The organism is Epilithonimonas hominis (genome assembly GCF_003730015.1).
GTDB classification, from domain to species: domain Bacteria; phylum Bacteroidota; class Bacteroidia; order Flavobacteriales; family Weeksellaceae; genus Epilithonimonas; species Epilithonimonas hominis.
Genome location: NZ_RJTU01000053.1, coordinates 29,973 through 56,896, shown reverse-complemented (window position 1 = coordinate 56,896; position 26,924 = coordinate 29,973). Strand labels below are relative to the sequence as shown.

The window sequence follows — 26,924 nt, the reverse complement described above, 5'->3', positions numbered from 1 at the left end:
GTTTCTAAAAAAAGCAAAGCCCAATCTCCTAAGAAACAGTGCCTAGCTCACGAAAAACAATTATTCCTATATAACAGATCCTGCAGCATCCTTCACGCCTTCTGTAAATTTTTTCCGTTCTTTTAACCTTCTTCTGGTAATAACTGTTTTTCCTGCTAAAGCTTTCATAAACTTCAGCTGTTCAAACCTTTCTCTTCCAAAATGATGAAAAAGAACATAAACCAGAACGCCTGAGCCTGTGATGATGATGTAACCAAATATTCTTTTAGTTGCCACTATAATGGCATTCAGCTGCAATAGCCTGATGTTTTTGGAAAGTGTTTGCGGGGTAATTGTCATCCCATCCAAATAAACAGCAGCATTGCCAATACTCTCTATCTGAAATCTGTACTGAAACCACGAATATAATGTAGAAAAAATCCCAACAGCCAAAAACGTTCTCCAAACCAGAACCAGTCCAATAGCTGCAATCATATCATTAAGTTCTAATTTGTCCAACGTATAGTACCAAACAGATATAAACAAGGCGCCCATCCCGTAGCCTTTGAGAAACATGGGCAAATACCAATCATTATAGCTGAACTCTAAAACCATAGAAAAGTACATTATGATAGCATAGCCCAGCATCGCAGAGAAACCAGAAAAGACAAACATCTTAACCGGTAATTCTTTTTTGAACCAAAACATCGCCAATATACCGGAAACAATAATCCCTGGAATCATCAATGTACTTAGTTTTGCATTTGTAAGTTGATCATAGCCCAACACGCCCATTGAAAAAGTGTTCTGAATAGAAGCAGTTCCAAGATACATCCCCAGAAAGAATAACATGATCAAACCATTGACAACATTGCTTTTTTTAAAAATATTAAAAGAAAGGTAAGGTCTTTTAAGAGTTAATTGTCTTACACAAAGCATCCCAAAACTTACAAAAGCAACTACACTTGCATGAATAATCTTGCGGGAGTTCCACCAATCCTGTTGTTTACCAAATGCATAAACATAAGCCGAAAACATAAAGGTTGAAAAAAACAACACAATACTCATCCAATCGATATAATGCAAAGGCATTTTGATGGCAAAATATTTATCATGCATAAAAAACCAATGTAAAAAGGCCATCAATAAACAAGCTATAGCAGCTAAAATGTAAAACTGCTGCCAATTATATACTAAGGATACTTCTGTTGCATAATATGATGCCAATTGTTGAAGAACCAGCACGAAGGTATAAAAGGCACCATAGAAAAATCCTCTATTCCCCATCATTACCATCAATGGTAAGAAAAATTCCAGAGATGCTATCATCTTCAAAAAACCTATCAAAAGTGCTGTGAACACAAAAATCATTGGGGAGGTTGCTGTTGCATTAATAAAACAAAGAATCGCCAAAGCAATCAGAATGAAAATAATCTTATCTCTGACTTTAAATCGTTGTTTCAGTCTTACAACAATAGGCATACAAGCTCCCATTCCAATTGTATTGGCATAATTGGCCCACAAAAAGTATTCGGATTGCGTACCTAGTCCGCTGGATAAACTGGTAATATTCCCTGTGTAAACGCCACTAAGCGGCATAAGCAATGCAAGCATCAACACTATCAATAGCAACTGCAATGGCTTGGGAACCCAATCGTTATATAGACCTTTGTTGTACATTATTATTTATTAGATTCTAGCTTGATATTCATATTCATGCCGGCACTCAGTTTATCGATATCTTCTTTTTTGTTATTGGAAGTAAACTCTATCCTTACCGGAATCCTTTGTTGAACTTTTATAAAATTACCTGTCGAGTTATCTGTAGGAACACTAGAATATTTTGCTCCTGTAGCCGCAGAAATCGCAGTCACTTTGCCTTCAAATTTTTGTCCGCCCAAAGCATCTGCTGCCATTATCATCTTTTGTCCAATTTTGATATTAGGCATCTGACTTTCCAAAAAATTGGCAGTAACCCATTTTTGACCATTCAGAACAATGGTTGCAACCTGTTGACCTGGCTGTATCAATTGACCTTCTGATATTGTTCTTCTTCCCATTACTCCATCATAAGGTGCTGTGATCACGGTATAAGAAAGGTTGATTCTCGCCATATCCAGAGCTGATTTTGTTCTTTTGATCTCAGCATCGTTAATCCCCAATCTATTTTTGGCTTCGATAGTAGAAAGATTGGCCGTATTCTTTTGATTAAGTAATGTTTCGTACGCCGCTTTTTGCGCATCATATTCCGTTTTCACCTGATCATATTGCTGTTGCGTTACTGCTTCTGCTGCAAGAAGATTTTTATAACGGTTGAGGTTTTGTTCAGCATTCCATAATCTAGCTTTTGAACCTGCAATATTAGACTGTACCACATTGGTATTATTAGAGACTGTAACTACGGAAGAACCTGCAGTCATTTTTTGAGCTATTGCATTTTGATACGCCGCTTCTGCCTGTCCCAATTGTGTAAGAATCTCCCGGTTGTCCAACACCAAGAGTGTATCTCCTTTTTTAACCTGCTGATGTTCTATAAATTTGATTTCCTTGATATAAGCCGACACTCTGGTATTAATCGGGTTAATAAATTCTTCTACCTGAGCAGCTTCTGTATAAGTTTTATCACCTAGGTGGTAATACTCGCGAATCAGATAAAATAAACCCACTCCTATAACGATAAACACGATAATGTTAGAAATAATGGCTCTAACTTTATTTTTTTTATTTTCTTTTTTCTTGAGTGCAACCGCAGACTGTACAGGCGCAGATTTTGTTTCTGGAGTATTTTGTTTCTTGTTTTCCATTGTTTTGTTTTGAGTAAATAATTATAACGAGCCTGTAGTTTTTAAAAGATTATAATATTGGTATAAAACATTGATCTCGCCATTTGTATAATCCAATTCCGATTGTAATTTTTGATTTTGTGCATCGATCATTTCTGTCTGGACAGCTAATTGATTCAAATATTTTGCTTCTGTAATTTTATAATTCTCTTCCGCTAGCTTTTTAGCTTCATCCAGAATATCTACCTGCTGGATAGATTCTTCATACTTTATATACGCTGCATTCACAGACATATCGATATTCTGTTTCACAAGAGTCAAGGCATCTTGTGCCTGATGTTTCTGCATCTCTCCCAGCTCTATCTTTCCTTTGCTTTTGAAAAGGCTATCAATATTATAACTAAGTTGTACACCTGTTTGCCAAACGTTTAGATAAATATCCATCGCAGGCATTACATTCGTAAAAGGTCTTTGAACGGAATATCCTCCAAAAGCAGCTAAGGTTGGCATTTTATCCGTTTTTATGATCTCAATATTTTTATCCGCTACATCAATATTGGTCTTTGCAGATTTTAACTGAGGATTATTTTCATGTGCTAAGTTTTTATAATATTCTAAACCCAATCCAGCTTCTTTACTACTCAGATCTTCTATTGGCACTATTTGAGTCTCATCAGATAATCCCAAAGCGATATCAAGATTATAATTAAGGATTTTCCTATTATTTGATAATGTTAAAATTCCTTGATCAAGATTTTTTATCGCAAGTTCTGCACGGATAACTTCGTTTCTCGTGAGCATCCCTTGCTGATAAAATTTTTGAATATTTTTCAGACGTTCAAGCGCTAGTTTTTTATTATTTTCATAAACGATTTGTTGGTTTATGATTTTATAGACATCCAAATAATTGGAAATCACCAACAGTTTTATATCTTGTTTATTTTTATCAAAATCCAATAAAGCCAATTGCTCCCGAAGTCCTGCTAATTCTATATTTTTTTTCACGAGACCACCTTTAAAGATGAGTTCAGATGCCTCAATACCATAGGTACTGCCATAATGCGGCATCGTCACATTTTGAAAATCTGTGAGATCTTTTTCTAAAACGAATGCATTACCAAGATAGAACTGGCTGGTAGAAGCCTTAATAGAAGGTAATTTGTGCTCTTTTGCTATTTCCACATTCTGCTTTGCAATGTCAATATTTTGAGCAGCCACCTTGAGTTGCTGATGGTTCACAATTGCCATATCAGCTACTTCCCTCGCTGTCATCTGTCTGTCCTGCGAGAAAAACAGCGCAGGGCAAATTGCTAACCATATAGATAGTATAGCCTTTGTACACTTTATCATTATACTTGTTTTTCGGGTACAAAATTATGATAATCGTAAATGGAAATAAATGCTTGAGACTTGGAAAAAGATGTTCAAATGTAAGATTTTACTTTACAAACTGCGCGCGGTATTGATTAGGACTAATCTCCATATGCTTTTTGAAAAAATGAGAAAAAGAGTACTGATCACTAAACCCCAATACTGCAGAAATCTCAGATATAGGCATTTTAGAAGAATTAAGATATACTTTTGCTTCATTGATTACAATGGAAGCTATAATCTGACTTGCAGACCTTCCCGTAATGGACTTTACCACCGACGAAAGATGTCTGGTTGTAATGGATTGTTGCTCCGCATAGAACTCAACATTGCGGTTATTCAAATGATGATTTGACAAATCATTAAGGAATAAAAAAACAATCTCTTCCTGTCTCGACATCTGATTCATAGAGCTGTTGTCTTCATTGGCAATAATTCCTGCAATCTGATAACAGAAAACCGAGAAAAGATGTTCCACAATCTCTTTCTTATAGATCATTTCAGTGTCAGAATCGAGAATATATTTTAAAAAATTGACGCTTTTCCAAACCACTTCCAGATCATCCGGAGAAAACGGAACACCGACATTCATCTGCTGACGGAAATACCGGTAGGTAATTAACCTGTTAAATTTCAACGACAATGTAGAAATAAATTCGCGCTTATAAGAAACCATCCTCGACTGGAAATTATCGCTGATGGAAATCAACTCATATACTGTTTGCGGGTCTGTTACTATAAAAGTATTGGCGGTCAATTCCAGATCACTAAGATGTTGGCGAAGTTTTATTGTTCCGCTTTTGATAAATAAAAACGCAGGATTATCGGGGCGAAAAGGTTTGTCTGTCGCGATTCTTTGGTTAATAGTTTCCTGAGTAAAAATCTCAACTCCGAATTGTTCTAAAGCTGTCATCCCACAAATTTAATGTTTTATGAATTTATAATTTTAGACAATAACAAAAACCCAACAAAATTGCCAGGTTTTCAAGTATCGTAAAAAAATTTAGTGTCTAAAATTGTCCGCCTCCAAGTGCTCTGTAGAATTCGGTAACGGCTTGTAACTGTTGAAGTTTATCATTCACTCCAGCTAATTTTGCGGCTAATAATGATTGTTCTGACGTTAACACATTCACATAATTAACATTAGACGAATAAGTTAACAACTCTTTATTAAATTCAACAGCCTTTTCCAAAGATTGGATTTGAAGTTGTCTTGTCATTTCCTTTTCTTTAGCTTTTTGATAAGACAATAATGAATTAGAAACTTCGGAACCTGCTGTGAGCAAAGTCTTTTCGAATGTATAATAAGCCTGCATTTTACGAGCTTCCATTATTTTGACCTGCGCTTTTCTATTTCCCATTTGGAAGATATTCTGCGTTACAGTTCCACCAAGCGTATAAAACAAAGAATTAGTAAAGAAATTTTCCAGTAATCTTGTAGATAATCCCAAAGTTCCTGTGATACTAATTGTAGGATAAACCTGCGCCATCGCCATATTTTTGTTTTCGAAAGCTTGACGGAACGTCAATTCAGCCGCCTGAACATCCGGACGATTTTTCAGTAAGGAAGCAGGAACTCCGGTTTTCAAATCGCTGTAAATAACCTGAGAATCGATAGAATTTCTTTCAATCGTTTGAGGATTATCATTCATTAAAATATTCAAAGAATTTTCCGCCTGCTGAATCTGTAATTCCAAATCCGGAACCGACAATTGCGCCGAATAAAGGTTTGCTTTGCTTTGTTCGACATCTGCACCCGTTAAATAAGCCGCATCCATCAACAACTGAACAGATTCTACATCTTTCTTACGAAGTTCTATTGTCTGTTTTGTGATTTCTAATTGCTTATCCAAAGAAATCAACTGGTAATATAAAGTTGCAGCTTGCGCAACCATTTGAGTTTGAATTGCTCTTTTCGCTGCATCTGTCTGAAGAAATCCTGCATAAGCTGATTTTTTCAGAGATTTGATTCTTCCCCAGATATCAACCTCCCAACCGGTGGAAATTCCTAATCTGTAAACCAATAAATCCGGCATTATAAAATTGCCGCCTTGCGCCGCCGCACTGTTTTTAGTTTCGGTAACAGAAGCTGTAGCGTCTAAACTGGGAAGATTCTGCAATTTCGATTGTTTGAAAACCGCATCGGCTTCCTGAATCCTGGCAACAGCAACTTTCAGATCAAGATTATTCTCAATGGTTTTTTTAATTATAGTCTGAAGTTTAGAATCGGTAAAAATCTGATTCCATGCAACATTAGCTGTAGAAATACTGTCATTACCGGTTTTCTGTCGAAAAAGATTATCCTGCCTGCTTTTTTCTATCTGCGGATCCTGATAGGTATCCGTTACTTTACAAGAGTAAAAGAAACCCGCAATACCGGCCAACAGAACTAAATTTATGATTTTAATTTTCATTGCTTTAGGTTGATTTAAATTACTCGCTTAATTGTCCATCGTATTTTTCAAGGTCTTTTTTACCGCTGACTTTTTCCTGAAGGTACATAAAAACAGCAAATAAGATCGGGATAAAGAACACTCCGAAAATAGTTCCGAACAACATTCCTCCAATAGCACCGATGCCAATAGACTGGTTACCGACAGCACCGGCTCCTGTTGATACGGCTAATGGAATCAACCCAAAGATAAAGGCAAATGATGTCATCAGAATCGGTCGGATTCTTTGCTTTGCTCCACTTATAGCGGCGTGACCGATGGTATAACCTTTTTTCCTGGCGTCCAAAGCAAATTCTACGATCAGAATTGCATTCTTCGCCAAGAGACCAATCAACATAATCAATGAAATCTGCGTATAAATGTTATTGGAACCACCAATCCAGGCACTGAACATCATTACCCCAGCCAAACCTACAGGTAACGATAACATTACTGCAAATGGAAGCAGATAACTCTCGTACTGCGCCGCCAATAAAAAATAGACGAAAACGCAACATAAAATAAAGATATAAATCGTCTGGCTGCTGGAATTGACCTCTTCCCTGGTTAGTCCGGAATATTCGAAACCGTAGCCTTGAGGTAAAGTCTGCTTAGCTACTTCTTCCACAGCGTTGATGGCATCACCCGAAGAGAATCCAGGATTCGGTGTTCCGTTTATTGAAATTGCCGTAAACAAATTGAATCGTCCGATCGCCTGAGGTCCGTACACTCTTTTAGCCGTAATGAATCTGCTAAGCGGTGCCATTTCACCATTTTTATTTCTGACCTGAATCTGATTAAAACTTTCGACATTTTCGCGACTTTCAAACGGCGCCTGATAAATCACTCTGTATTGCTTACCGAATAAATTGACATTGGAAGAGTAAACACCGCCATAGTAACCTTGCATGGTTCCCAATAAATCAGATACTGTAAACCCAGCAGCTTTAGTAGCAGCCACATCTATATCGATCATATACTGCGGATAGTTCGGGTTAAAAGAGGTAAAAGTCCTTTGGATCTCCGGGCGCTGGTTCATCTTGTCAATAAAATCATTGGTCACTTTGGTAAGGTCGCTGATGCTTCCGCCTTTTTGATCCTGGATCTGCAATTCAAAACCGGCGGCATTACCAAACCCTTGAAGCGTAGGTCTTCCGAAGAAAGTCAATTTCGCATCTTTAATACCTGCTGTTTCCTTATATAATTTTGCTATAAATGACTGGATATCCGATCCTTTTGCCGTTCTGTCTTTCCAATCCTTCAGCTTTACAATCAGCATTCCGTTATTGGATCCGCTACCGCTAATCATCCCTCTTCCCGAAACTTTGAATATATGCAGCACTTCTGGTTGTTTTTCCACAATTTTTTCAACCTTTGCCATCACTTCTTTCGTTCGGTTTTCATTGGAACCGATTGGTAATGAAATATCCATAAAAACACCGCCCATATCTTCACTTGGAACAAAAGATTTTGGAGTGGTATTCATCAGCCACGCAAAAATTCCTGCAAAAACAACTAATCCTGCAAAAGCCATCCATTTTTTTCTAAGAAGAAGCAAAACACCTCTAGAATACCGCTTTACAAAAGCATCAAAAATGATATTGAAATTGGTAAAAAACCGTTGTATAAAGTTCCGCTTCTTCTCTTCGTCGGAATGAGGTTTTAAAAATATAGCACAAAGTGCCGGGCTTAATGTCAAGGCATTTACTGCAGAAAGAACAATTGAAATTGCCAATGTTAATCCAAATTGTTTATAAAAAACACCTGCAGAACCTGTAATGAAACTGACCGGGATAAATACCGCTGCCATTACCAATGTTATACTTATAATCGCTCCACTGATCTCATTCATAGCATCGACAGAAGCTTTCAGCGGAGATTTTTCACCCTGTTCTAGCTTACTGTGAACTGCTTCTACCACCACAATGGCATCATCCACCACGATTCCTACTGCTAATATCAATGCGAAAAGGGTTAACAAATTGATGGTAAATCCAAAAATATCGAGAAAGAAAAACGTTCCCACAATAGCTACCGGAACCGAAATAGCCGGAATCAATGTTGAACGCCAATCCTGAAGAAACAAGAATACAACGATAAATACAAGGATAAACGCTTCAAACAATGTATGAATTACTTTTTCAATAGAAGCATCCAAAAAGTCATTGGCATTCACTAAGGCCACATATTTCACTCCTTTCGGAAATGATTCTTGGGCTTTATCTAAAACCGCTATCGATTGATTAATAACATCCTGAGCATTGGAACCCGCAGTCTGCGCCACTGCCATACCAATAGCCGGATGACCGTCCGTAACGCTACTTCCAGTGTAATCCTGAGCACCTAGCTCAATTTTTGCAACATCTTTCAGCTTTAGGATCTGACCGTTCTCAGTGGCTTTGATAATGATGTTATCAAATTCCGGAATTTCTGTCAATCTACCTTTATACTTAAGCGTATAGCGAAAGCTTTGGTCACTTTCATCACCCAAACTTCCTGGTGCTGCCTCAATATTCTGCTCAGCAAGAACCGTATTAATATCGGACGGAACCAGTCCATACGCCGCCATTTTATTAGGATCGAGCCAGATTCTGACGGAATAATCCTTATTACCAAAAACCGTTACATCCCCCACACCGGTTACCCTTTTGATCTGCGGTGTAATATTGATGCTTGCATAATTCTGAAGGAAAGTCATATCATACGCCGGATTTTCACTGTATAGAGAGAAAATCAAAACGTTGGAGCTTTGTCTTTTGGTGGTTGTAACTCCGGCTCTCGTTACTTCTGCAGGTAGCAAAGGTGTGGCTCTGGAAACCCTGTTCTGTACATTGACAGCAGCAATATCAGGATCAACGCCCTGTTTGAAATAAACCGTAACGGAACCGGAACCATCATTGGTTGCAGAAGAGGTCATATATGTCATCCCTTCCACACCATTGATCTGCTCTTCTAGCGGAACAATGACACTTTTCAGAATAACATCTGCATTGGCACCTTGATAACTTGCACTCACAACTACTGTGGGCGGTGCAATATCGGGGTATTGTGAGACCGGAAGCGAAACAATACCCAAAACACCAAGAATAACAATGATGATGGAAATTACTGTAGATAAAACCGGACGTTCTATAAATTTTTTAAACATATTTTTTAGACTAGAAGGAAGTAGATATATGAAGAAGATTAAAAATCACAACATCTATCTTTCTGATTAAACTACGACTACTTTTTGTTGATGGCGCTTTGCAAGCTCACTTCTTTCGGCACTACCTGAGTGTCATCTTTCAGAAGACCAATACCTTCCACCACCACTTTGTCACCTTGTTTTAGGCCGGAGGTTACAGCATAAGCAAGCCCATCCGGAAGTTCTTCGATTTTGATCTCTACAGATTTGACTTTATTATCAGTCCCGATTACATAAGCAAACACTTTTCCCTGCAATTCGTAAGTTGCTGACTGAGGTATAATGATAACATTTTCCAGGTTGTTTGGAAACTGTATTGTTGCGCTGTAGCCGCTTCTGAGTAATCCGTTTGGATTAGGGAAAGTCGCACGCATTGAGAAGGATCCCGTGCTAGGATCTACCAAACCACTGATTGATTCTATTTTTCCTTTATGATCATATTGGCTTCCGTCCGACAAAATAAGATTTACTAAAGGAGAATTTTTGATTTTATCATGAATCGTAGCACCTTTGGAATGTTTGAAGAATTCCAGCTGTTGCTTTTCATTAATTGAAAAATAAGCGAATATTTTTGAAACGTTTGAAACTGTAGTTAGAGGTTGTGATGTAGCACTGCTGATGTAACTTCCTGCTTTGTAAGGTAAAGTTCCTACAACACCACTTACTGGACTGAAAATCTTAGTATAACCCTGGTTTACCTGTGCATTACTTAGCTGAGCCTGAGTTTCGGCCAAAGCTGCTTTTGCTGATCTGAGTGCTAGTTCTGCTGCTTGAAGTTCATAAGCCGAGATAATCTTTTTATCTACCAACGGCTTGGTTTTTGTCACCTGCATCTGGGCGGTTGCCACTTGCGCTCTTGCACTATTTACCGTTGCTTGTGCGGCTAGCACAGATTGCTCGTACTGTGGATTTCTAATCAGGAAGAGCAGCTGCCCTTTATTCACCTGGCTGCCCTCGTCCACAAAAATCTTTTCTACAAAACCATCAATTTTTGGACGAATCTCAACATTTTGTATGCCTTCCAATCTTGCAGGATATTGAGAAAGATTTTCGGCTGGACCAGTTTTCGCAACGATATACTGATACGGTTGTGGTGGCAGTTCTTTTTTGTCATCTTTTTTCTCAGCCTTTGAACAAGCCGTCAAAATACCTAAAACAACAAAAATGCATAACGCAATATTCCTCATAAATACTTATTTTTAGATCTATTTTCAAACAAACGTTCAAATTTATAAATTATCTGCAATTTATACGTTATGTAAATAATAATAAAATCTATCAAAGATAATCAACAAAAACTATTTTTGCTGATATTCAATCTTTTATAAAATAATTTTAGAGAATATTTAACACTTACTAATCAAACATTTGTTTGAATTGATTATCTGATTTTAAGTAATAGCAATTAGAGTTTCCTTACCACAGGAAGAATTTCATTCTTATTTAGACCGAATCTTTTGATATCAGCCTCAGAGAATTTTTGAGAATAGAAATTGATATCCGCGTCAAAACCTACACTTTTCAGACGGTCAAAATAATCCATTCCGTACCAGCGAACATGGTCGTACTGTCCAAAATGCTTTTGACGTTCTTTAGGATCTGTTATTGTAAAATCTTCGTAAGTTTTTTCCAGAGAGTTTCTCATTGGAACTTGAACAATTCCCCAACCTCCAGATTTCATCACTCGGTAAAGTTCGGACATCGCTTTTCTGTCATCTACAATATGTTCCAAAACGTGATTACAAATAATGACATCAAAACTATTATCTTCAAATGGTAAATCCACAATATCTGCTTTTACATCCACAATTGGCGAAAATAAATCAGCAGAGGTGTACTCCAAATTCTTCATTTTTTTGAATTTTCTGAGAAATTCCTGTTCTGGTGCGATATGAAGAACTTTTAATTTATGGGTAAAAATATTGGTTTCGTTTTGGAGGTAAAGCCACATCTGGCGGTGTCTTTCTAAGGATAAAGTCCCGGGAGACAACGCATTCGGACGTTGCTTCCCATAACCGTAAGGCAGAAACTTGCGATAAGATTTCCCATCAATTGGGTCGGTGAAATTGCTTCCTTTGAAAAACAAAACAATTACTGGACGCAAAAAAATGCTCAGGTTAATAAGCATTGGTCTTGGAATCGCGTTCAGTAGGAATTTGGCAATTTTTTTCAAAATCGGAAATTGAGATTAGCTTAATTAAAAATCAACCTGAAAAGCTTTCTCCTCATCAGATTTAATGCCTAGAGCTTCGTAAATATAATCGTACGTCGACAGCAAAACCGGTTTACCATTGTAAACACAAACATCATGTTCAAAATGCGCAGAAGGCTGGTTGTCCAATGTTGTAACCGTCCACCCATCATTATGAAACTTCACTTTTTCTGTTCCAAGGTTAATCATAGGTTCTATAGCCAGGCAAATGCCATCTTTCAGCACTTTCCCGCTTCCTGGTTTTCCGTAGTTTGGAACTTGTGGATCTTCGTGCATTTGTCTTCCGACACCGTGACCAACCAATTCTCTAACAACGCCATAACCTTCTTTCTCACAATGTCTTTGGATAGCGTGAGAAATATCGCCTACACGTTTTCCTCTTACACACTGTTCAATTCCTTTATACAATGATTCTTTGGTAACTCTCAATAGTTTTTTAACCTCATCGGATACTTCTCCAACTTCAAAAGTGTAAGCATGGTCACCGACAAATCCGTTCCAGAAAACACCACAATCTACGGAAAGAATCGTTCCTTCTTTTATCGGTTCTGAGTTTGGGATACCGTGGACAACCTGTTCGTTTGGAGAAATACATAGTGAAGCCGGAAAACCACCATAGCCAAGGAATGCCGGTTCTGCACCGTGGTCTTTTATAAAATCGTAAGCCAATTTGTCAAGATAAAGTGTTGTAACACCAGGCTTTATTTCCTTAGCCAACATTCCCAATGTCTGGGAAACCAATCTTGCACTTTGCTTCATCAGGCGAAGCTCGTCTATATTTTTAAGTTGAATCATATCTTTATGTAAGAATCAAGATTAAAGTTAAAAGAATAAATTTTAAATCAATCTTCTTTTGTTTTATTTAAAATAGCACCAAGAATATTTTTAATTTCAAGACTTTCTTGCAAAAGCCCAGAAAGCTTATCATTATCTGATACTTCTAATTCTTTGATTATTCTAAGCCAGTAATTGGTTTCTCTAGCTTCTCTCAAAGCAATTCTAATTTTATTTCTAAAATCTGCTCTTGATGAACCTGCTTGCGACTCTTCATAATTAGCACCTATAGAAGTTGAAGATTTTGAAAGCTGTACTTTAACAACATTAATTTCATAAGAGTTTGGCAATGTCTTAAGAAACTTCAAACAATTGACTCCAAAAACAAAAGTTCTGTTAAGTAAATCATTTTCTTTCATACGAGTGTAATACTTGAATCTTTTGCCTTTATTCTTGTTTCTTCTAAATCACCAAAAAAGTCCTTTCTTCTTTTCTTTTTTCATTTTGGAGTAAGCGTGAACTTCTCCACCGGCCACTTGGAACTCTATTTTTTCATTGATGATTTGGTAGATTTCGCCCCAGCCAGGGAATCCTCCAAGATTTCTGTCATCAATAAAAAGATCTGCATCAATCTTTCTTGATTGTGTTTCCGAATCAAAAACTTCGCCTTCAAAACTAGAATTAACTGCATAGAATTCTAATCCGTTTTTTCGGCAAAATTCTACAGCGTCTTCTAGAGATTTTCCGTGACGGTATGTCCACAGAATTAATCGGTAACCCTCGCTCTGAAGTTTTTTTAAAGTTTCAAATGCAAATGTTTTGGCTTTTCCAATTCCCGGATAAGCATCTTCTACGATGGTTCCGTCAAAATCGATTGCCAGTTTTTTGTTGCTTTTTATCATTTGGTTTGTAAATAAACATTAAAACGTACAAATATACGAAATAATAAAAAGTGAGATACAGAATATTCTGCAATAAAAAAGTGCACCCATTGGTGCACTTAATTAATTTAGTTCTTAACCCATTTGAAACTGTAAGGTAGCTGTGGTGCAGGTATCCTGTCGGATATTCTTTGTAATCTGTCCGGCAATTTCATCAGATAATCTCTTGCGCGTTCTGCTTTGTCATTCAGGTTTTTCATACCTTCAATTTTCCACTCTTCCAAAAGATCTTTCAGAATATTGATATAATCTTGTCCTGTGTACACCATAGCACGTTGAGCCGCATCAGAAAAATGCTCCCAAAGCTCGCCTGCTTTCTGTCCCGATTCTCTCAGAAGATGCGCCGGCATTACAATTTTCCTTCTCATCATATCTTCAAACGCAAGCATCATTCCGCTGGCATCCATTTCAAAAATTCTTGCAGAAAAATCTTTATAAGCTTTGGCGTGTCTGGCTTCATCGGCAGCAATGACTCCACACATCTGCGCCAGCTTTTTATTACCCGATTGTTTTGCCAATGTTCCCACTCTTCTGTGGGAAATATTCGTTGCTGTTTCCTGAAAACTAGTATAGACGAAATTTTTATATGGATCTGAGCTGGTACCAATGTCAAAGCCATCATTGATCAAATGATGCGTTGTGATTTCCATCTCACGCATATTCACTCGTCCGCAGAGGTACAGATATTTTCCTAAAAGATCACCGTGGCGGTTCTCTTCCGCTGTCCAAGCTCTCACCCATTGTGTCCAACCAGTTTTATTTTCCTGATTTACTCCTTCTAATCCCATCAGCCAAGATTCATAGGTAGGCAACGCCTCTTCAGTAATGCAATCACCTATCAGTGTTACAAAAAGATCATACGGCATCTCTCTGGCAAATGTCTGAAGTTCTTCGATTTCTTCTTTGAAATTCTCACCTGAACTGTCTGGTAGAAAATCCGAAGGTTGCCATATTTTTTCTATTGGGGTAAGATATGAACTGATGAACTCGTCCATATTTTGCTCCAATGTTCTCATAACTTCTAATTGTAACTCTTTCTCTTGCATCAAAAAAATAATAATTTAAGTCAGTAAATGTACAATAAAAATATTATTCAACGCATAATGAACCAAGATTTAACATAATCTCAAGGCTTAACATACAAAAGCCGATTCTAATAATCGGCTTTTGTATTTTTAATTGATTTAATTGATTTTTTAACTTACAAGAATATTCCCTGTCATTTCCTCAGGAATATCTACGCCCATCACTTTAAGGATTGTTGGCGCAACATCGCCCAGTTTACCAGGCTGAAGATCCCAAGATTGTTCTTTATCCATTACAATAAACGGAACCAGATTTGTGGAATGTTGTGTATTCGGGCTCCCGTCTGGATTGATCATCACGTCAGAATTACCGTGGTCTGCCAAAATAAAAACAGCGTAGCCGTGCTCATACGCTGCAGTTGCTACTTTCTGGATACATTCATCCACCACTTCCGCTGCTTTTACCGCTGCTGAGAAAACACCTGTATGCCCAACCATATCTGTATTCGCAAAGTTAAGAACTACAAAATCTGCAGATTCTTTTTCCAATTCCGGAACGATGGCGTTGGTAATATCATAAGCAGACATTTCCGGTTTCAAATCGTAAGTCGGAACATCTTTCGGGCTTGGACAAAGAAGTCGTCTTTCACCATTAAATTCAGCTTCGCGACCACCAGAGAAGAAGAATGTCACGTGCGGATATTTCTCTGTTTCCGCAATTCTGATTTGGGATTTCCCCGCACTTTCCAAAACCTCACCCATTGTTTTCTGAAGAACATTCTCATCAAAAACAACTTTTACATTCTGGAACGTTTTATCATAATTCGTCAAAGTCACATAATACAAGTCCAGCTTTTTCATTCCATATTCTGGAAAGTCTTGTTGAGAAAGCACTTCGGTAATTTCACGACCCCTGTCTGTACGGAAATTGAAACAAATGACCACATCGTGGTCTTCGATTTTGGCAATCGGAAAATGATTCTGAACACCTACAATCGGTTTGATAAACTCATCGGTCACATCCTGATTATAAGAATCCTGAATTGCCTGAACGAAATCTTTGGTTTCTTTTCCTACCCCATTTACCATCACATCATACGCCAGCTTCACACGCTCCCAACGTTTATCTCTGTCCATTGCATAGTAACGCCCAATGACCGATGCCAGTTTTCCTGTTGTGGATTTCATATGATTCAGCAAATCTTCAATAAAACCTTTTCCCGATTTGGGATCGCAGTCACGGCCATCTGTAAAAGCATGGACGAAAACATTTTCTGTAAATCCAAATTCGTGAGCTGCCGTAAGAAGACCTTTCAGGTGATTGATATGCGAATGCACACCTCCATCTGAAACCAAACCAATGAAATGAACTTTCTTGTTATTAGCTTTGGCATATTCGAAAGCGTGCTGAATGACCGGTTCCTTTCCAAGGCTACCGTTTTCTACCGCCATATTCAGTTTTACAAGGTTTTGATAAACCACTCTACCCGCACCCAGATTCATATGTCCTACTTCCGAGTTTCCCATTTGTCCTGCTGGTAGTCCAACCGCTAGTCCACTAGCTTCAAGTGTGGTATTTGGGAATGTTTTTAAGGCATAATCCATAAAAGGTGTGTTGGCCTGAGCAATGGCGGAAACAGCGGGATCTGGCCCGATTCCCCAGCCGTCCAATATAGCGAGAATTGCTTTTTTTGACATTGTTGATTTTGTTTTGTTATCACAAATTTACGAAATGGAAAAGCATTGACAGAATTCCAGAACTTATTTTTTAATAATTGACATATATTCCATCATTTATATTTAAGTCCTATAAAAATTTATTCTCTAGCATCCCTCACTTCCTTGGGCATATGTCCGATACAACTCCGATATAATATCAGTGTTACATCGGATCTATATTATTGTTACTACGCATTTAATACGAAAGAAATGATCTACCAAGCATATAGTAATATACGTAAATCTCTTCTTTCTAAATCGAGAAAAAAAGCAGGCGAACAATAATTTCCGGGGTGTTTTGCCAATCGACAAATATTCTTACCTTTAAGACCCTTTTTTAAAAAAATAAAATGGACTTAAGAGACCAACTAAAAAACCTTTTCCCCGAACACGAAGAACAGGATTTTCAAATGCCGGATGAAGCGAAAGAAAATTTCAAACAGAAAGAACCTTTGGTCTGCAAATTCGAGAAGAAAGGCCGAAATGGAAAACCGGTAACTCTAATCGAAGGTTGGGAAGGCGACGATGAAGGTCTGAAAGACATATCGAAAAAAATTAAAACTACACTTGGCATTGGCGGCTCAGAAAAAGACGGCGTTATCATTATACAGGGTGACAATCGGGATAAAATCATGAATATCCTGAAAGAAATGGGCTACAAAACAAAACGTGTAGGAGGATAACATCAATGATAATTGATAATTGATAATTGATAATTGATAATTGATAATTGATACTTAAAATTTAAAATCTTAAAATAATATATATGATTAACAAACTAGCAGCTTCCGAATTGGTTCTAAACGACGACGGAAGTGTTTATCACCTTAATCTGCTTCCAGAAGACATTGCAGACAAAGTACTTCTGGTGGGCGACCCAGACAGAGTTCCGAAAGTTTCTAAATTCTTCGATACCGTCGAAATCAAAAAGAATAAGAGAGAATTCTATACGCACACGGGAACGTTGCGTGGTGAAAGAATCACGGTAATGTCTACGGGAATCGGAACAGAAAATATTGATATTGTGATGAATGAGCTCGACGCGCTTGTTAATATCGACCTGAAAGAAAAAGAATTTAAAAAGGATCATAAAGCTTTACAGCTATTCCGAATGGGAACCTGTGGCAGCGTGAATCCTGATATCGAGGTCAATACTATGTTGGTTACTCAGAATGTGGTAGGCTTAGATGGATTGTTGCATTTCTATCAGGATTATCAGTTTGAGAATGAATTCAGCAAAAATTTCCTCGAGAAGTTTCCTTACGAAAGAATCAAGCCGATGCTCTACTTTGCAGACTGGGCGGAAGAACTTAGCGCATTATACTCCGATGCAAAATACAAAGGGAACACTGCAACTTTCCCTGGCTTCTATGCACCACAAGGTCGCCAGCTGAGGTTGAAAGCTTTGGATGACCAGTTCCTGGAAACGCTTAATGATCTTGGTGTTTCCAACTTTGAAATGGAAACATCTGCTATATATGGCTTGTCAAAATTATTGGGTCACAAAGCCATTACGGTAAACTGTGTAATCGCCAACAGAAGACGAGGCGAATTTGCAAGTGACCACCACGCATCAGAAAAAATGATGATTGAATGGGTGCTTGACAGAGTTATCCAATAAAAATTATAAAATTAGTTTTAATAAGCAACTTTCATTTGGAGGTTGCTTTTTTGTTTGTAAATTTTTATAGTTTTATTAACGTTCGTTAAGACTTTACGGCATCCTTATTGGATAAATGATAAGCATCAAATCAAATTTTTCAATATTAACCCAAAAATCAAAATATTATGAGTACGCCAAATGAAAATTACAATGATGCTGAAAGAGCTGTGGACAGAACAGAAAATTCATTAGAAAATGCAGCTGATACCGCAAAAGACAAAGTCAATGAATATGCTGCCAAAGCGAGAAATTATATTGAAGAGCAAAAAAGAAAGAACGAGGAGCCAACAAGAGAAGGATTTTTTGATAATCTAAAATCTAACCTCGCTGATGCATGGGAAGACACCAAAGATTTTGCTGATAAAGCATGGGAAAGCACAAAAGACACAGCTAACGATGCTTGGGAAAAAACAAAAGATGCAGCAGAAGATGTAAAAGCAGAAGTTAGAAAAGCAACCAATTAGTTTTTAAGTTAGTAATAGTTTTTCATAACGAAAGGAGAAGATTTTTATAAGTCTTCTCCTTTTTATTTTATATTTGCTGATTATTTATTAAGCAATGAGAAAACGTTTTGTGTTCCGTTTATTTCTACTCAGTTTTTTAGCAAATTCCCAAACATTCAATCAGAAATATGCGAATGTGAGCAATCTTGTTTCACAAAGCAACATCAATACTTACCTCCAAGAATTTGAAGCACTTGGTGTTAAGACTACCGGATCTACGGCTAATAACAATGCGTACACGTGGCTTAAAAATAAGTACCTGTCTTTTGGCTATACAGAAAATGACATTAGTAAAGATAATTTCACATACAACGGACAATCCACTTCCAACATCATCGTCACCAAACAAGGTACAAAATATCCTAATATCTATATCATAGTGTGTGGTCATTACGATACCATTGTAGGAACCGGAACCAATGATAATGGCAGCGGTGTATCCGTCATTCTGGAAACAGCAAGGCTTCTTAAAAATATACCCACAGAATATTCTATCAAATTTATCAATTTTTCCGGTGAAGAACAAGGGCTTTTGGGCTCCGCTCACTATATGAGCAGTGTGGTAAACGCTACCAGCCCTAAGATGAACATCCGACTGGTTCTTAATATTGATGAAGTAGGCGGTATAAAAGGTCAGACAAATGATACTGTAACCTGCGAAAGAGATGAATCCAATTCCCCAAGTGCTAACAATGCCGCTTCCAACACCTTCACACAACAGTTGATTAATTGCATCAAATTATATTCTCCTCTCAAAACCAATCTGAGCTATGCATACGCTTCGGATTATATGCCTTTTCAGTCCAATGGAGAAATCATCACCGGCCTTTTCGAATATAACGAAACACCGTACGCCCATACAGCAAATGATAAGTATGCCAATCTGGATCCTGTGTACATCTACAATATAGCAAAAGGAACCGCAGGAGCGGTACAGCACTTTGCCGTTGCATCTGGTAATCAAGATCTGGACGCTTGCACGCCGAAACAAATTACCGGAAGTTTCAAATTCTACCCAAATCCAGCAAAAGATTTTATCCAGCTCGAATTCCTAAACAGTAAAACCCAACGCTTCAGCTTTGTAATTACTGATTTTGAAGGCAGAGTTCTCAGCAAAACAGAAAATCAGACCAGAGTTGATATTTCCGGTCTTCCAAAAGGTAGTTATCTGGGAACTTTCTATGTAGAAGATCAGCAAATCAGCAAAAAAATCATCATAGAATAATCTTTTCTCTTTTAAAAATAAATTAGGGCAATCCCCTCGCCTTCTCTTTTCCCTCCACTCGGGTGGCGCTATCCGCTCATATCTTTTTTGCCAAAGCTTTTGTCCAAGCAAAAAAAGGATAACCGCTACTATCACTATTGCGTTACAGATTACCCACTTAATTTTGGTTTCGCAAGAAGACTACTTTCATTTTGAAAATAAAACAATTGTAATAATACAGTTTTACGAAAACAAAAATTCTTATCTTTGCAACCTATGCAGAAAATCTTAATCGTAGAAGACGAAAAAGCAATATCGGGAGTTCTACACAGTATTTTATCAGACGAGTTACCAGATTACCATTTCGAGATTGCGGAAGACGGTCTGGAAGGTTATAAATATATCGAAAAAGAAGATTTTGCTTTGGTAATTTCCGATATCAAAATGCCTAAACTTTCCGGAACAGAACTGCTGAAACAAACTTTGCAAGTTAAGCCTGACACCACATTTTTAATGATTTCCGGTCACGCTGACATTGATACAGCTGTGAGATGTCTGAAAGAAGGCGCCTATGATTTCATATCGAAGCCAATAGACATCAACAGGCTGATTACAAGTGTGAAAAATGCCTTAGACAAAGGTAATCTTCAGAAGGACAATAAGCACCTGAAGCAGGAAAACAATCAGCTTAAGAAAAAGGTGAACAAGAAATACCAAATGATTGGTAATTCTGCGGCACTGAAAAGAATCCAGGAAATCATTGATAAAGTCGCTCCATCGGATGCAAGAGTTATGATTACAGGACCAAACGGAGCCGGAAAAGAATTGGTAGCACACGCCATTCATTCGCAAAGCGAACGTTCCCGAGGACCAATGGTAGAGGTAAACTGTGCGGCCATTCCTTCTGAATTGATTGAAAGCGAATTGTTCGGCCACGTAAAAGGTTCATTTACAGGCGCTATAAAAGACAAGTCAGGTAAATTCGAACAAGCCAACGGCGGAACTATTTTCTTGGATGAAATTGGAGATATGAGTTTAGTTGCCCAAGCAAAAGTTCTAAGAGCACTGCAGGAAAGCAAAGTTTCCCCAGTTGGAAGTGATAAGGAAATCAAAGTGGATGTCCGTGTGATTGCAGCGACGAATAAAAATCTGACAAAGGAAATAGAAGATGGAAAATTCCGTGAAGACTTGTTCCACAGGCTTTCTGTGATTGAGATCAATGTGCCGTCACTTAATGACAGAAGAGAAGATATCCCTTTGTTAGTAGAATATTTTACGCAAGTAATTGCTAATGAAACCGGCAGTTCTCCTAAAAAGTTTGATGAAAAATCTATCAAAGCTTTGCAGCAATTTGACTGGACTGGAAACATCAGAGAACTTAGAAACGTAGTGGAAAGACTAATCATCTTAGGTGCAGATCCTGTAACTGCTGATGACGTAGCTAATTTTGTTAAGAAATGAGATTAAATAAATAAAAATATTTAACCGTCTCGTTCTTTGGTGCGAGACGGTTTTTTTTTGAATAAAAATGAAGAGTTTGCCATTATGACTTTTCTTTTAATAAAATTATATGAAATAAAATGAACTTTTTAAACAAACAATATACTCAAGAAGGACTGAAGTTAGCGCTTCCTGTAATGCTGACACAAGTGGGGCAAGTTTCTGTCAATCTGTTCGATAACATTATCGTTGGAAAACTTCTGGGAGCGCAGGCTTTGGCTTCGGTTTCGCTTGGTAACGCTTTATTTTTCTCAATTTTCGTATTGGCTTTAGGCTTTTCTTTTGCGATTCCACCATTGGTTTCAGAAGCAAATTCTCAGAAGAAACACGACGTGATTAACTCAGTTTTCAGACACGGATTTGTGATTAATCTGGGAATCGGAACATTGCTGATGATTATTTTGTTGGCGGCTCTACCTTTGATTTATCATATGGATCAGCCTAAAGAAATTATCCCAAATACAATTAGTTTCCTAAGCATAATGGCGTTTACAATGATTCCTTTTATGATGTTCCAGACCTTGAGAGAAGTTTCTGAAGGATTGTCGTTTACAATTGGAGTAACGAAAGCAACTATTATTGCGAACGTGATTAATATCTTTTTAAATTATGTTTTTATCAAAGGACTTTTCGGATTACCAGCAATGGGCGTTCAGGGTTCTGCTTTAGCAACTTTGATTGCGAGAATTTTTATGGTGGTATTCCTTTACTTTGTCTTGGTAAAAGAACCAAAAACAAGACGTTACATCAAAGAATTTTCTTTGAAAATCAGTCTGTTCACAAAAGAGATGTTCAATAAAATGTTCAAACTTGGTTTACCAACTGCACTACAAATGTTTTTTGAAGTTACAGCTTTTGCTGCAGCAGCTTTTATCTGTGGATTAATCAGTTCTACTGATATTGCTTCACATCAGATTGCGCTCTCTATGGCCTCATTTACTTTCAACCTTTGTATTGGTTTCAGTGTGGCTTCTACGGTGATGATTGGAAACAAAATGGGTGTTGGAGATTATGCAGGTTTGAGAAAAATCGGAATTAATAACTTTAAACTGACTCTGATTTATATGGGATTCTGTGGATTGATGTTCATTCTTTTCAGAAATGTTCTACCACATTTTTTCACGAAAGAAAGTGATGTTTTAGTTATCAATTTAGCTTCGAAATTAATGATTATTGCGGCGCTTTTCCAGTTATCAGACGGAATCCAAGTGACGGCTTTAGGTTGCCTGAGAGGAATTCAAGATGTGAAGATTCCTAGTATTATTACTTTTGTTGCGTATTGGGTTTTCACAATTCCAATGGGTTATTTTCTTTGTGTCACTTTGAAAATGGGTGCTTTTGGGATGTGGATTGCGTTGGGAATCGGTTTGACGATTTCAGCGATTCTTTTAGTAATAAGATTTTTGAGGTTGAGCAAGAGGAAAGCTTTGGCTAATTAATTATACTCAAACGCTAATACAACCACATAGGCACAATAGGAAAATCATTAAAAGATTAAAATAGAATTCTATTTAAACTTAAAAGAATTTTAAAAAAACTATGTGTCTATGTGGTTAATAAATTATTTCAAAACCTATTTTAAATCTTTAAATTTGCAACACAAAATTTCGAAATGAATATTAAACAAAATATACAGTCAAAAATAACCGAAATCATCGCTCAGCTCTACGGAATAGAAGGCGTAACGCTGGAAGTCCAGAAGAACAAAACGGAGTTTGAAGGCGATTTCACAATCGTGATTTTTCCGCTGGTAAAATTGGCAAAAAAAAGTCCTGATGTTCTTGGAAATGAACTTGGCGAAGAAATCAAAAACCAAATCGAATTCATAGAAAACTTCGGAATCGTGAAAGGTTTCTTGAACTTGAAAGTTAAAGATTCGGCTTTCTTACAAGAGTTTTCTGAAACGGAACAAAACTTCGACTCCACACCTTCCAAAAACGAAACGGTAATGGTGGAATATTCTTCGCCAAACACCAACAAACCGCTCCATTTGGGACACATCAGAAATAATCTTCTCGGTTTTTCTGTTGCTGAAATCTTGAAAGCGGACGGTTACAATGTTATCAAATCTCAAATTATCAACGACCGTGGAATCCACATCTGCAAATCTATGTTGGCATGGGAAAAATTTGGGAATGGGGCAACTCCAGAATCTACAGGTTTGAAAGGCGATAAATTGGTCGGAAACTATTATGTAGAATTTGATAAATTATATAAATCCGAAATCAAAGCAATGGTTGCTGACGGAATAGATGAGGAAACTGCGAAAAAGCAGGCGCCATCGATTATCGAAGCACAGGAAATGCTTTTGAAATGGGAACAAAATGACCCTGAAGTTCGTAAACTTTGGGAGATGATGAACGAATGGGTTTATGCAGGATTCAACCAAACTTACTCCAGATTGGGTGTAAATTTTGACCAGGTTCAGTATGAGAGCAATACTTATATTCTTGGAAAAGATTTGATTCAGAAAGGTTTGGAAGACGGTATTCTTTGCAAAAAAGATGACGGTTCTGTTTGGTGTGATCTGAAGGATGAAGGTCTTGATCAAAAACTATTGTTGCGTTCGGACGGAACTTCGGTTTATATGACTCAAGATTTGGGAACTGCTGTGGAGCGTTTCAAAAAGAATGATATTCAAAAGTTGATTTACACTGTTGGAAATGAGCAAGATTATCACTTCCAAGTACTTTTCAAAATCCTGAAAAAATTGGGTTATGAATGGGCAGATCAACTCTTCCATTTGTCTTACGGAATGGTAGAATTGCCAGAAGGAAAAATGAAATCCCGCGAAGGAACTGTGGTTGACGCGGATGATTTGGTGGAAGAAATGTACAAAACTGCGAAGGAAAAATCTCAAGAATTAGGCAAGTTAGAAACGCTTTCTGACGAAGACAAAGAAAAATCTTACGAAACTGTTGGATTAGGCGCATTGAAATATTTCATTTTGAAAGTTGACCCAAAAAAGAAAATGCTTTTCAATCCAGCGGAAAGTATTGATTTTAATGGAAATACGGGACCTTTTATTCAATATACTTATGCCAGAATCCAGTCGCTATTGGATAAAGCCGGCTTTGAAACAAAAGAATTAACTGATTCTTATCTTCCAAACGACAGTGAAAAGGATCTGATTATGCTTTTATCCGAATTCAAAGATGTTGTAAATAAAGCTGCAGCATCACTTAGTCCTGCTCTGGTTGCCAACTATGTTTATGAATTGGTGAAAGGCTATAATTCTTTCTACCAAAATAATCCGATCCTGAATCAGGATAATGAAACGGCGAAACAATTCCGTCTTCAGTTGTCCGACTTAACAGGAAGAACCATTAAAAAAGGATTATCATTACTTGGAATTGATACTGTGAACAGAATGTAAACCTATTATTCATAAAAAAACAAGAGCCTTGAAAAATATTTTTCGAGGCTCTTGTTTTTTATAAAATCCGGCTGGATTATTCCTTGATAACTTTCTTAGCTACAATTCCGGATTTTGTTTTAACCGTCACTATATAAAGACCTTTTGGATATTGAGCAAGACTTAACGTCTGAGTTCTGGAATTAATCAAACTTTCGAAAATCATTTTACCATTCATATCAAACAGCGCAATTCTTTCCGGATTATTCTGAAGATTTACATTTATAATATCCTTCGTTTTTGTAGGGAAAACTTTTACTTCATCTTTTGTGATGTCAGCAGAAGCCATTGTTATTTTCTTAGTTCCGGTGGCAACCAAAGCAAAGTCCTGTGTTGCAGCATTTCCGTCCTGATTTACAAGCGGATTCTTATTAGTAACCTCAATTCTGTACAATCCGTTTGCAGTTGGATTATCAATCACAATCTGTTCTACATTATCTACCGAGTTATCGCCTTTTGTGGCATTGGCATTAGGATTCGAAATATCAAGTTTCCACGGAAAATAAACGCTACCGTTAGCTTCATCAATTACTCTCACATCCAAGTCATTAACCAATCTGGAACTATTATTTTGCTGAAGATCTGTATCATTAGTAAAATATGCAATTGCGGGATCAACCCAAGAAACGCTGACTTTGAGAGGTTCACTTCCGGAAGCTTTGACCTGTTTTGTAAATTTAATACCAGATTGGAGATTATTTTTTTCCAGATAAGCATCTTCATTCAGCCTATTGACTAAAACCTGAGCCGCCTTTTTGGCGTCTACCAAGCCCCAGCCATACCAGACATCTGGACCAGGTCTTCCAGCCTCATTAGCCGTATGCGTTAATAAAGCCTTCATCTCATCTGCTTTAAAAATAAAGGAATTGTTTCCGGATATATTTCTTTGAATTTGGGTCAATGCACCTGCAATTCCGGTTACGATTGGTGCGGCGTAAGATGTCCCATAATTTACTACATACAGATTAGTAGCACTAGGATTGGATGTTATGTAGTTTGCCATGATCATATCTACACCAACAGCTGTGAGATCAGGTTTCACTGCACCATCTTTTCTAGGACCGGCACTACTGAAGCTTCCTTTTACCACATCAGAAGCCTGTGTATATTTTAGATCTGGCGTAGTCAGCTGATTAACTGCACCCACTGTTATAATATTTTTTGCTAAAGAACCGAAATAGATACAATTATTACCTTGGCTGCAATTCGCCGGAGGCACTTCATCATTAGCGTCAAAGAGAACCCAAGCATTTGTAGTTGTATTATATCTGTATTTTACAGAGCTTGCGTTAGGTCCTACGCCATAGTAATTCCCTGTAGATTTTACAATGATCTGTTGAGGCTGAGAATAAACAATTTTATCAAAATTATAATCCTGCACGCCATAAGCTCCGGCATAAGTATCCTGGTGATTAAGATCATAATTGCCGTACCAATAGTAAGTATTAGCTGTTCCCGGCTTATTCCATCCGGAATTGATTCCATAAGAGTGGTTCGAGATATTAAGATCTGGCAAACTCGCCAGCTTTTCATAATTATTCTGAACAGTACCGTTGATGGTAGTTGCTCCAAACATATAATTATCTGTCACAGCTTGCGGAAGTATCCCTTTTGCATTGGCTTTGGGATAGGAAACACTGCTTTGAGTAAAATTACCCGTTGCCAATCCATTTCCAATTAAAAGACTATTTACATTAGTTCCGTGATAATGTTTTGCTTCCGTTGAAGCCTCTTTGTTTACCGCTCTGTTAGTTGCAAATTGCTCGTGGGTATCTTGAATACGTCCAGCATCAAAAACAGTCAGTTTGATTCCATTACCATTTACAGGAGAGGTAATCCCAGGAACAGTCCCCGATTGAAGTTCATCTATATTCGCAGTGGCATTGGCACTGGTCTCTTCAATGGAATAAAAAAGTGGAACATCACCTGCAAAACCGGCCAGATTTTTCTTAAGATCCTCAGCTGATTTATCAGAATAATGCTTGGCAGTTTTAGGAAGGAATTGATCTAATTTTTTTTCATTTTCAACACGCTGTAAGGCAAACTCATTTTTCAGTTTACGATCCTGACCATTGATGTAATACAATGAAAATAAAAAACTTACACTGAATAAAACTTTTGTCATCGGAGCTATTTTTTGCAAAGATAATCAATCATTCAGCAACTTATAATCTTTTTAACACTATTAATCTCATTAATATTTATAGACTTTTTTT

The 26,924-nt window shown here is 37.4% G+C and carries 21 protein-coding genes; 7 read left to right on the top strand and 14 right to left on the bottom strand.

Features of this window, described 5'->3' with window-relative positions; translation table 11 throughout:
• Positions 1 to 66: 66 nt before the first annotated feature.
• The 13 genes from EGH73_RS07605 to gpmI form a co-directional block, all read right to left on the bottom strand.
• Complete coding sequence (locus tag EGH73_RS07605) at positions 67 to 1,659, bottom strand: MFS transporter (protein WP_123281341.1); 1,593 nt, start codon at positions 1,657 to 1,659, stop codon at positions 67 to 69.
• Positions 1,660 to 1,661: 2 nt separating this feature from the next.
• Complete coding sequence (locus EGH73_RS07600) at positions 1,662 to 2,783, bottom strand: HlyD family secretion protein (RefSeq protein ID WP_089768699.1); 1,122 nt, start codon at positions 2,781 to 2,783, stop codon at positions 1,662 to 1,664.
• Between the two features lie 21 nt (positions 2,784 to 2,804).
• Positions 2,805 to 4,112, bottom strand: a complete 1,308-nt coding sequence (locus EGH73_RS07595) for a TolC family protein (protein WP_123281340.1) — start codon at positions 4,110 to 4,112, stop codon at positions 2,805 to 2,807.
• An 88-nt stretch (positions 4,113 to 4,200) separates the two neighbouring features.
• Complete coding sequence (locus EGH73_RS07590) at positions 4,201 to 5,046, bottom strand: helix-turn-helix domain-containing protein (protein ID WP_123281339.1); 846 nt, start codon at positions 5,044 to 5,046, stop codon at positions 4,201 to 4,203.
• Positions 5,047 to 5,143: 97 nt separating this feature from the next.
• Complete coding sequence (locus tag EGH73_RS07585) at positions 5,144 to 6,547, bottom strand: efflux transporter outer membrane subunit (RefSeq protein ID WP_123281338.1); 1,404 nt, start codon at positions 6,545 to 6,547, stop codon at positions 5,144 to 5,146.
• Positions 6,548 to 6,566: 19 nt separating this feature from the next.
• Positions 6,567 to 9,713, bottom strand: coding sequence for an efflux RND transporter permease subunit (locus EGH73_RS07580; RefSeq protein WP_123281337.1), 3,147 nt, complete (start codon positions 9,711 to 9,713; stop codon positions 6,567 to 6,569).
• 77 nt (positions 9,714 to 9,790) lie between these two features.
• Positions 9,791 to 10,939, bottom strand: coding sequence for an efflux RND transporter periplasmic adaptor subunit (locus EGH73_RS07575; protein ID WP_123281336.1), 1,149 nt, complete (start codon positions 10,937 to 10,939; stop codon positions 9,791 to 9,793).
• 218 nt (positions 10,940 to 11,157) lie between these two features.
• A complete protein-coding gene (locus EGH73_RS07570) occupies positions 11,158 to 11,925 on the bottom strand; it encodes a class I SAM-dependent methyltransferase (protein ID WP_123281335.1) in 768 nt (255 codons plus the stop codon).
• A gap of 24 nt (positions 11,926 to 11,949) precedes the next feature.
• Positions 11,950 to 12,759: a type I methionyl aminopeptidase gene (gene map, locus EGH73_RS07565; protein ID WP_089768708.1), complete on the bottom strand. Its 810-nt coding sequence runs from the start codon at positions 12,757 to 12,759 to the stop codon at positions 11,950 to 11,952.
• Between the two features lie 47 nt (positions 12,760 to 12,806).
• Complete coding sequence (locus EGH73_RS07560) at positions 12,807 to 13,157, bottom strand: four helix bundle protein (protein WP_089768710.1); 351 nt, start codon at positions 13,155 to 13,157, stop codon at positions 12,807 to 12,809.
• Between the two features lie 48 nt (positions 13,158 to 13,205).
• Complete coding sequence (locus EGH73_RS07555) at positions 13,206 to 13,637, bottom strand: BT0820 family HAD-type phosphatase (RefSeq protein WP_089768767.1); 432 nt, start codon at positions 13,635 to 13,637, stop codon at positions 13,206 to 13,208.
• A gap of 110 nt (positions 13,638 to 13,747) precedes the next feature.
• Complete coding sequence (locus EGH73_RS07550; RefSeq protein ID WP_123281334.1) at positions 13,748 to 14,725, bottom strand: acyl-ACP desaturase; 978 nt, start codon at positions 14,723 to 14,725, stop codon at positions 13,748 to 13,750.
• A gap of 150 nt (positions 14,726 to 14,875) precedes the next feature.
• On the bottom strand, positions 14,876 to 16,402 hold the full coding sequence (gene gpmI, locus EGH73_RS07545) for a 2,3-bisphosphoglycerate-independent phosphoglycerate mutase (RefSeq protein WP_123281333.1): 1,527 nt from the start codon (positions 16,400 to 16,402) through the stop codon (positions 14,876 to 14,878).
• 371 nt (positions 16,403 to 16,773) lie between these two features.
• Here gpmI and EGH73_RS07540 point away from each other — a divergent pair, with 371 nt between their 5' ends.
• The 7 genes from EGH73_RS07540 to argS all read left to right on the top strand — a co-directional run bounded on the left by EGH73_RS07540 (position 16,774) and on the right by argS (position 24,669).
• Positions 16,774 to 17,106, top strand: coding sequence for a translation initiation factor (locus EGH73_RS07540; protein WP_123281332.1), 333 nt, complete (start codon positions 16,774 to 16,776; stop codon positions 17,104 to 17,106).
• An 83-nt stretch (positions 17,107 to 17,189) separates the two neighbouring features.
• Positions 17,190 to 18,044 (top strand): nucleoside phosphorylase, encoded by an 855-nt coding sequence (locus EGH73_RS07535; RefSeq protein ID WP_123281331.1) that lies wholly within the window; start codon positions 17,190 to 17,192, stop codon positions 18,042 to 18,044.
• Between the two features lie 167 nt (positions 18,045 to 18,211).
• Positions 18,212 to 18,550, top strand: coding sequence for a hypothetical protein (locus EGH73_RS07530; RefSeq protein ID WP_184808081.1), 339 nt, complete (start codon positions 18,212 to 18,214; stop codon positions 18,548 to 18,550).
• 94 nt (positions 18,551 to 18,644) lie between these two features.
• Positions 18,645 to 19,814: a M28 family peptidase gene (locus EGH73_RS07525; RefSeq protein ID WP_123281330.1), complete on the top strand. Its 1,170-nt coding sequence runs from the start codon at positions 18,645 to 18,647 to the stop codon at positions 19,812 to 19,814.
• Positions 19,815 to 20,069: 255 nt separating this feature from the next.
• Positions 20,070 to 21,254, top strand: a complete 1,185-nt coding sequence (locus EGH73_RS07520; RefSeq protein ID WP_123281329.1) for a sigma-54-dependent transcriptional regulator — start codon at positions 20,070 to 20,072, stop codon at positions 21,252 to 21,254.
• Between the two features lie 119 nt (positions 21,255 to 21,373).
• Positions 21,374 to 22,732 (top strand): MATE family efflux transporter, encoded by a 1,359-nt coding sequence (locus EGH73_RS07515; RefSeq protein WP_123281328.1) that lies wholly within the window; start codon positions 21,374 to 21,376, stop codon positions 22,730 to 22,732.
• A gap of 173 nt (positions 22,733 to 22,905) precedes the next feature.
• Entirely contained in the window at positions 22,906 to 24,669 is a 1,764-nt protein-coding gene (gene argS / locus EGH73_RS07510) for an arginine--tRNA ligase (protein ID WP_123281327.1), read from the top strand.
• 76 nt (positions 24,670 to 24,745) lie between these two features.
• Here argS and EGH73_RS07505 read toward each other — a convergent pair whose 3' ends face one another.
• Complete coding sequence (locus tag EGH73_RS07505) at positions 24,746 to 26,833, bottom strand: S8 family peptidase (RefSeq protein WP_123281326.1); 2,088 nt, start codon at positions 26,831 to 26,833, stop codon at positions 24,746 to 24,748.
• Between the last annotated feature and the right edge of the window lie 91 nt (positions 26,834 to 26,924).

Excerpts from the sequence above, each read along its gene's own strand:
- EGH73_RS07605 (WP_123281341.1), bottom strand. The coding sequence starts at position 1,659 with ATGTACAACAAAGGTCTATATAACGATTGGGTTCCCAAGCCATTGCAG.
- EGH73_RS07600 (WP_089768699.1), bottom strand. The coding sequence starts at position 2,783 with ATGGAAAACAAGAAACAAAATACTCCAGAAACAAAATCTGCGCCTGTA.
- EGH73_RS07595 (WP_123281340.1), bottom strand. The coding sequence starts at position 4,112 with ATGATAAAGTGTACAAAGGCTATACTATCTATATGGTTAGCAATTTGC.
- EGH73_RS07590 (WP_123281339.1), bottom strand. The coding sequence starts at position 5,046 with ATGACAGCTTTAGAACAATTCGGAGTTGAGATTTTTACTCAGGAAACT.
- EGH73_RS07585 (WP_123281338.1), bottom strand. The coding sequence starts at position 6,547 with ATGAAAATTAAAATCATAAATTTAGTTCTGTTGGCCGGTATTGCGGGT.
- EGH73_RS07580 (WP_123281337.1), bottom strand. The coding sequence starts at position 9,713 with ATGTTTAAAAAATTTATAGAACGTCCGGTTTTATCTACAGTAATTTCC.
- EGH73_RS07575 (WP_123281336.1), bottom strand. The coding sequence starts at position 10,939 with ATGAGGAATATTGCGTTATGCATTTTTGTTGTTTTAGGTATTTTGACG.
- map (WP_089768708.1), bottom strand. The coding sequence starts at position 12,759 with ATGATTCAACTTAAAAATATAGACGAGCTTCGCCTGATGAAGCAAAGT.
- EGH73_RS07560 (WP_089768710.1), bottom strand. The coding sequence starts at position 13,157 with ATGAAAGAAAATGATTTACTTAACAGAACTTTTGTTTTTGGAGTCAAT.
- EGH73_RS07550 (WP_123281334.1), bottom strand. The coding sequence starts at position 14,725 with ATGCAAGAGAAAGAGTTACAATTAGAAGTTATGAGAACATTGGAGCAA.
- gpmI (WP_123281333.1), bottom strand. The coding sequence starts at position 16,402 with ATGTCAAAAAAAGCAATTCTCGCTATATTGGACGGCTGGGGAATCGGG.
- EGH73_RS07540 (WP_123281332.1), top strand. The coding sequence starts at position 16,774 with ATGGACTTAAGAGACCAACTAAAAAACCTTTTCCCCGAACACGAAGAA.
- EGH73_RS07535 (WP_123281331.1), top strand. The coding sequence starts at position 17,190 with ATGATTAACAAACTAGCAGCTTCCGAATTGGTTCTAAACGACGACGGA.
- EGH73_RS07530 (WP_184808081.1), top strand. The coding sequence starts at position 18,212 with ATGAGTACGCCAAATGAAAATTACAATGATGCTGAAAGAGCTGTGGAC.
- EGH73_RS07525 (WP_123281330.1), top strand. The coding sequence starts at position 18,645 with ATGAGAAAACGTTTTGTGTTCCGTTTATTTCTACTCAGTTTTTTAGCA.
- EGH73_RS07520 (WP_123281329.1), top strand. The coding sequence starts at position 20,070 with ATGCAGAAAATCTTAATCGTAGAAGACGAAAAAGCAATATCGGGAGTT.
- EGH73_RS07515 (WP_123281328.1), top strand. The coding sequence starts at position 21,374 with ATGAACTTTTTAAACAAACAATATACTCAAGAAGGACTGAAGTTAGCG.
- argS (WP_123281327.1), top strand. The coding sequence starts at position 22,906 with ATGAATATTAAACAAAATATACAGTCAAAAATAACCGAAATCATCGCT.
- EGH73_RS07505 (WP_123281326.1), bottom strand. The coding sequence starts at position 26,833 with ATGACAAAAGTTTTATTCAGTGTAAGTTTTTTATTTTCATTGTATTAC.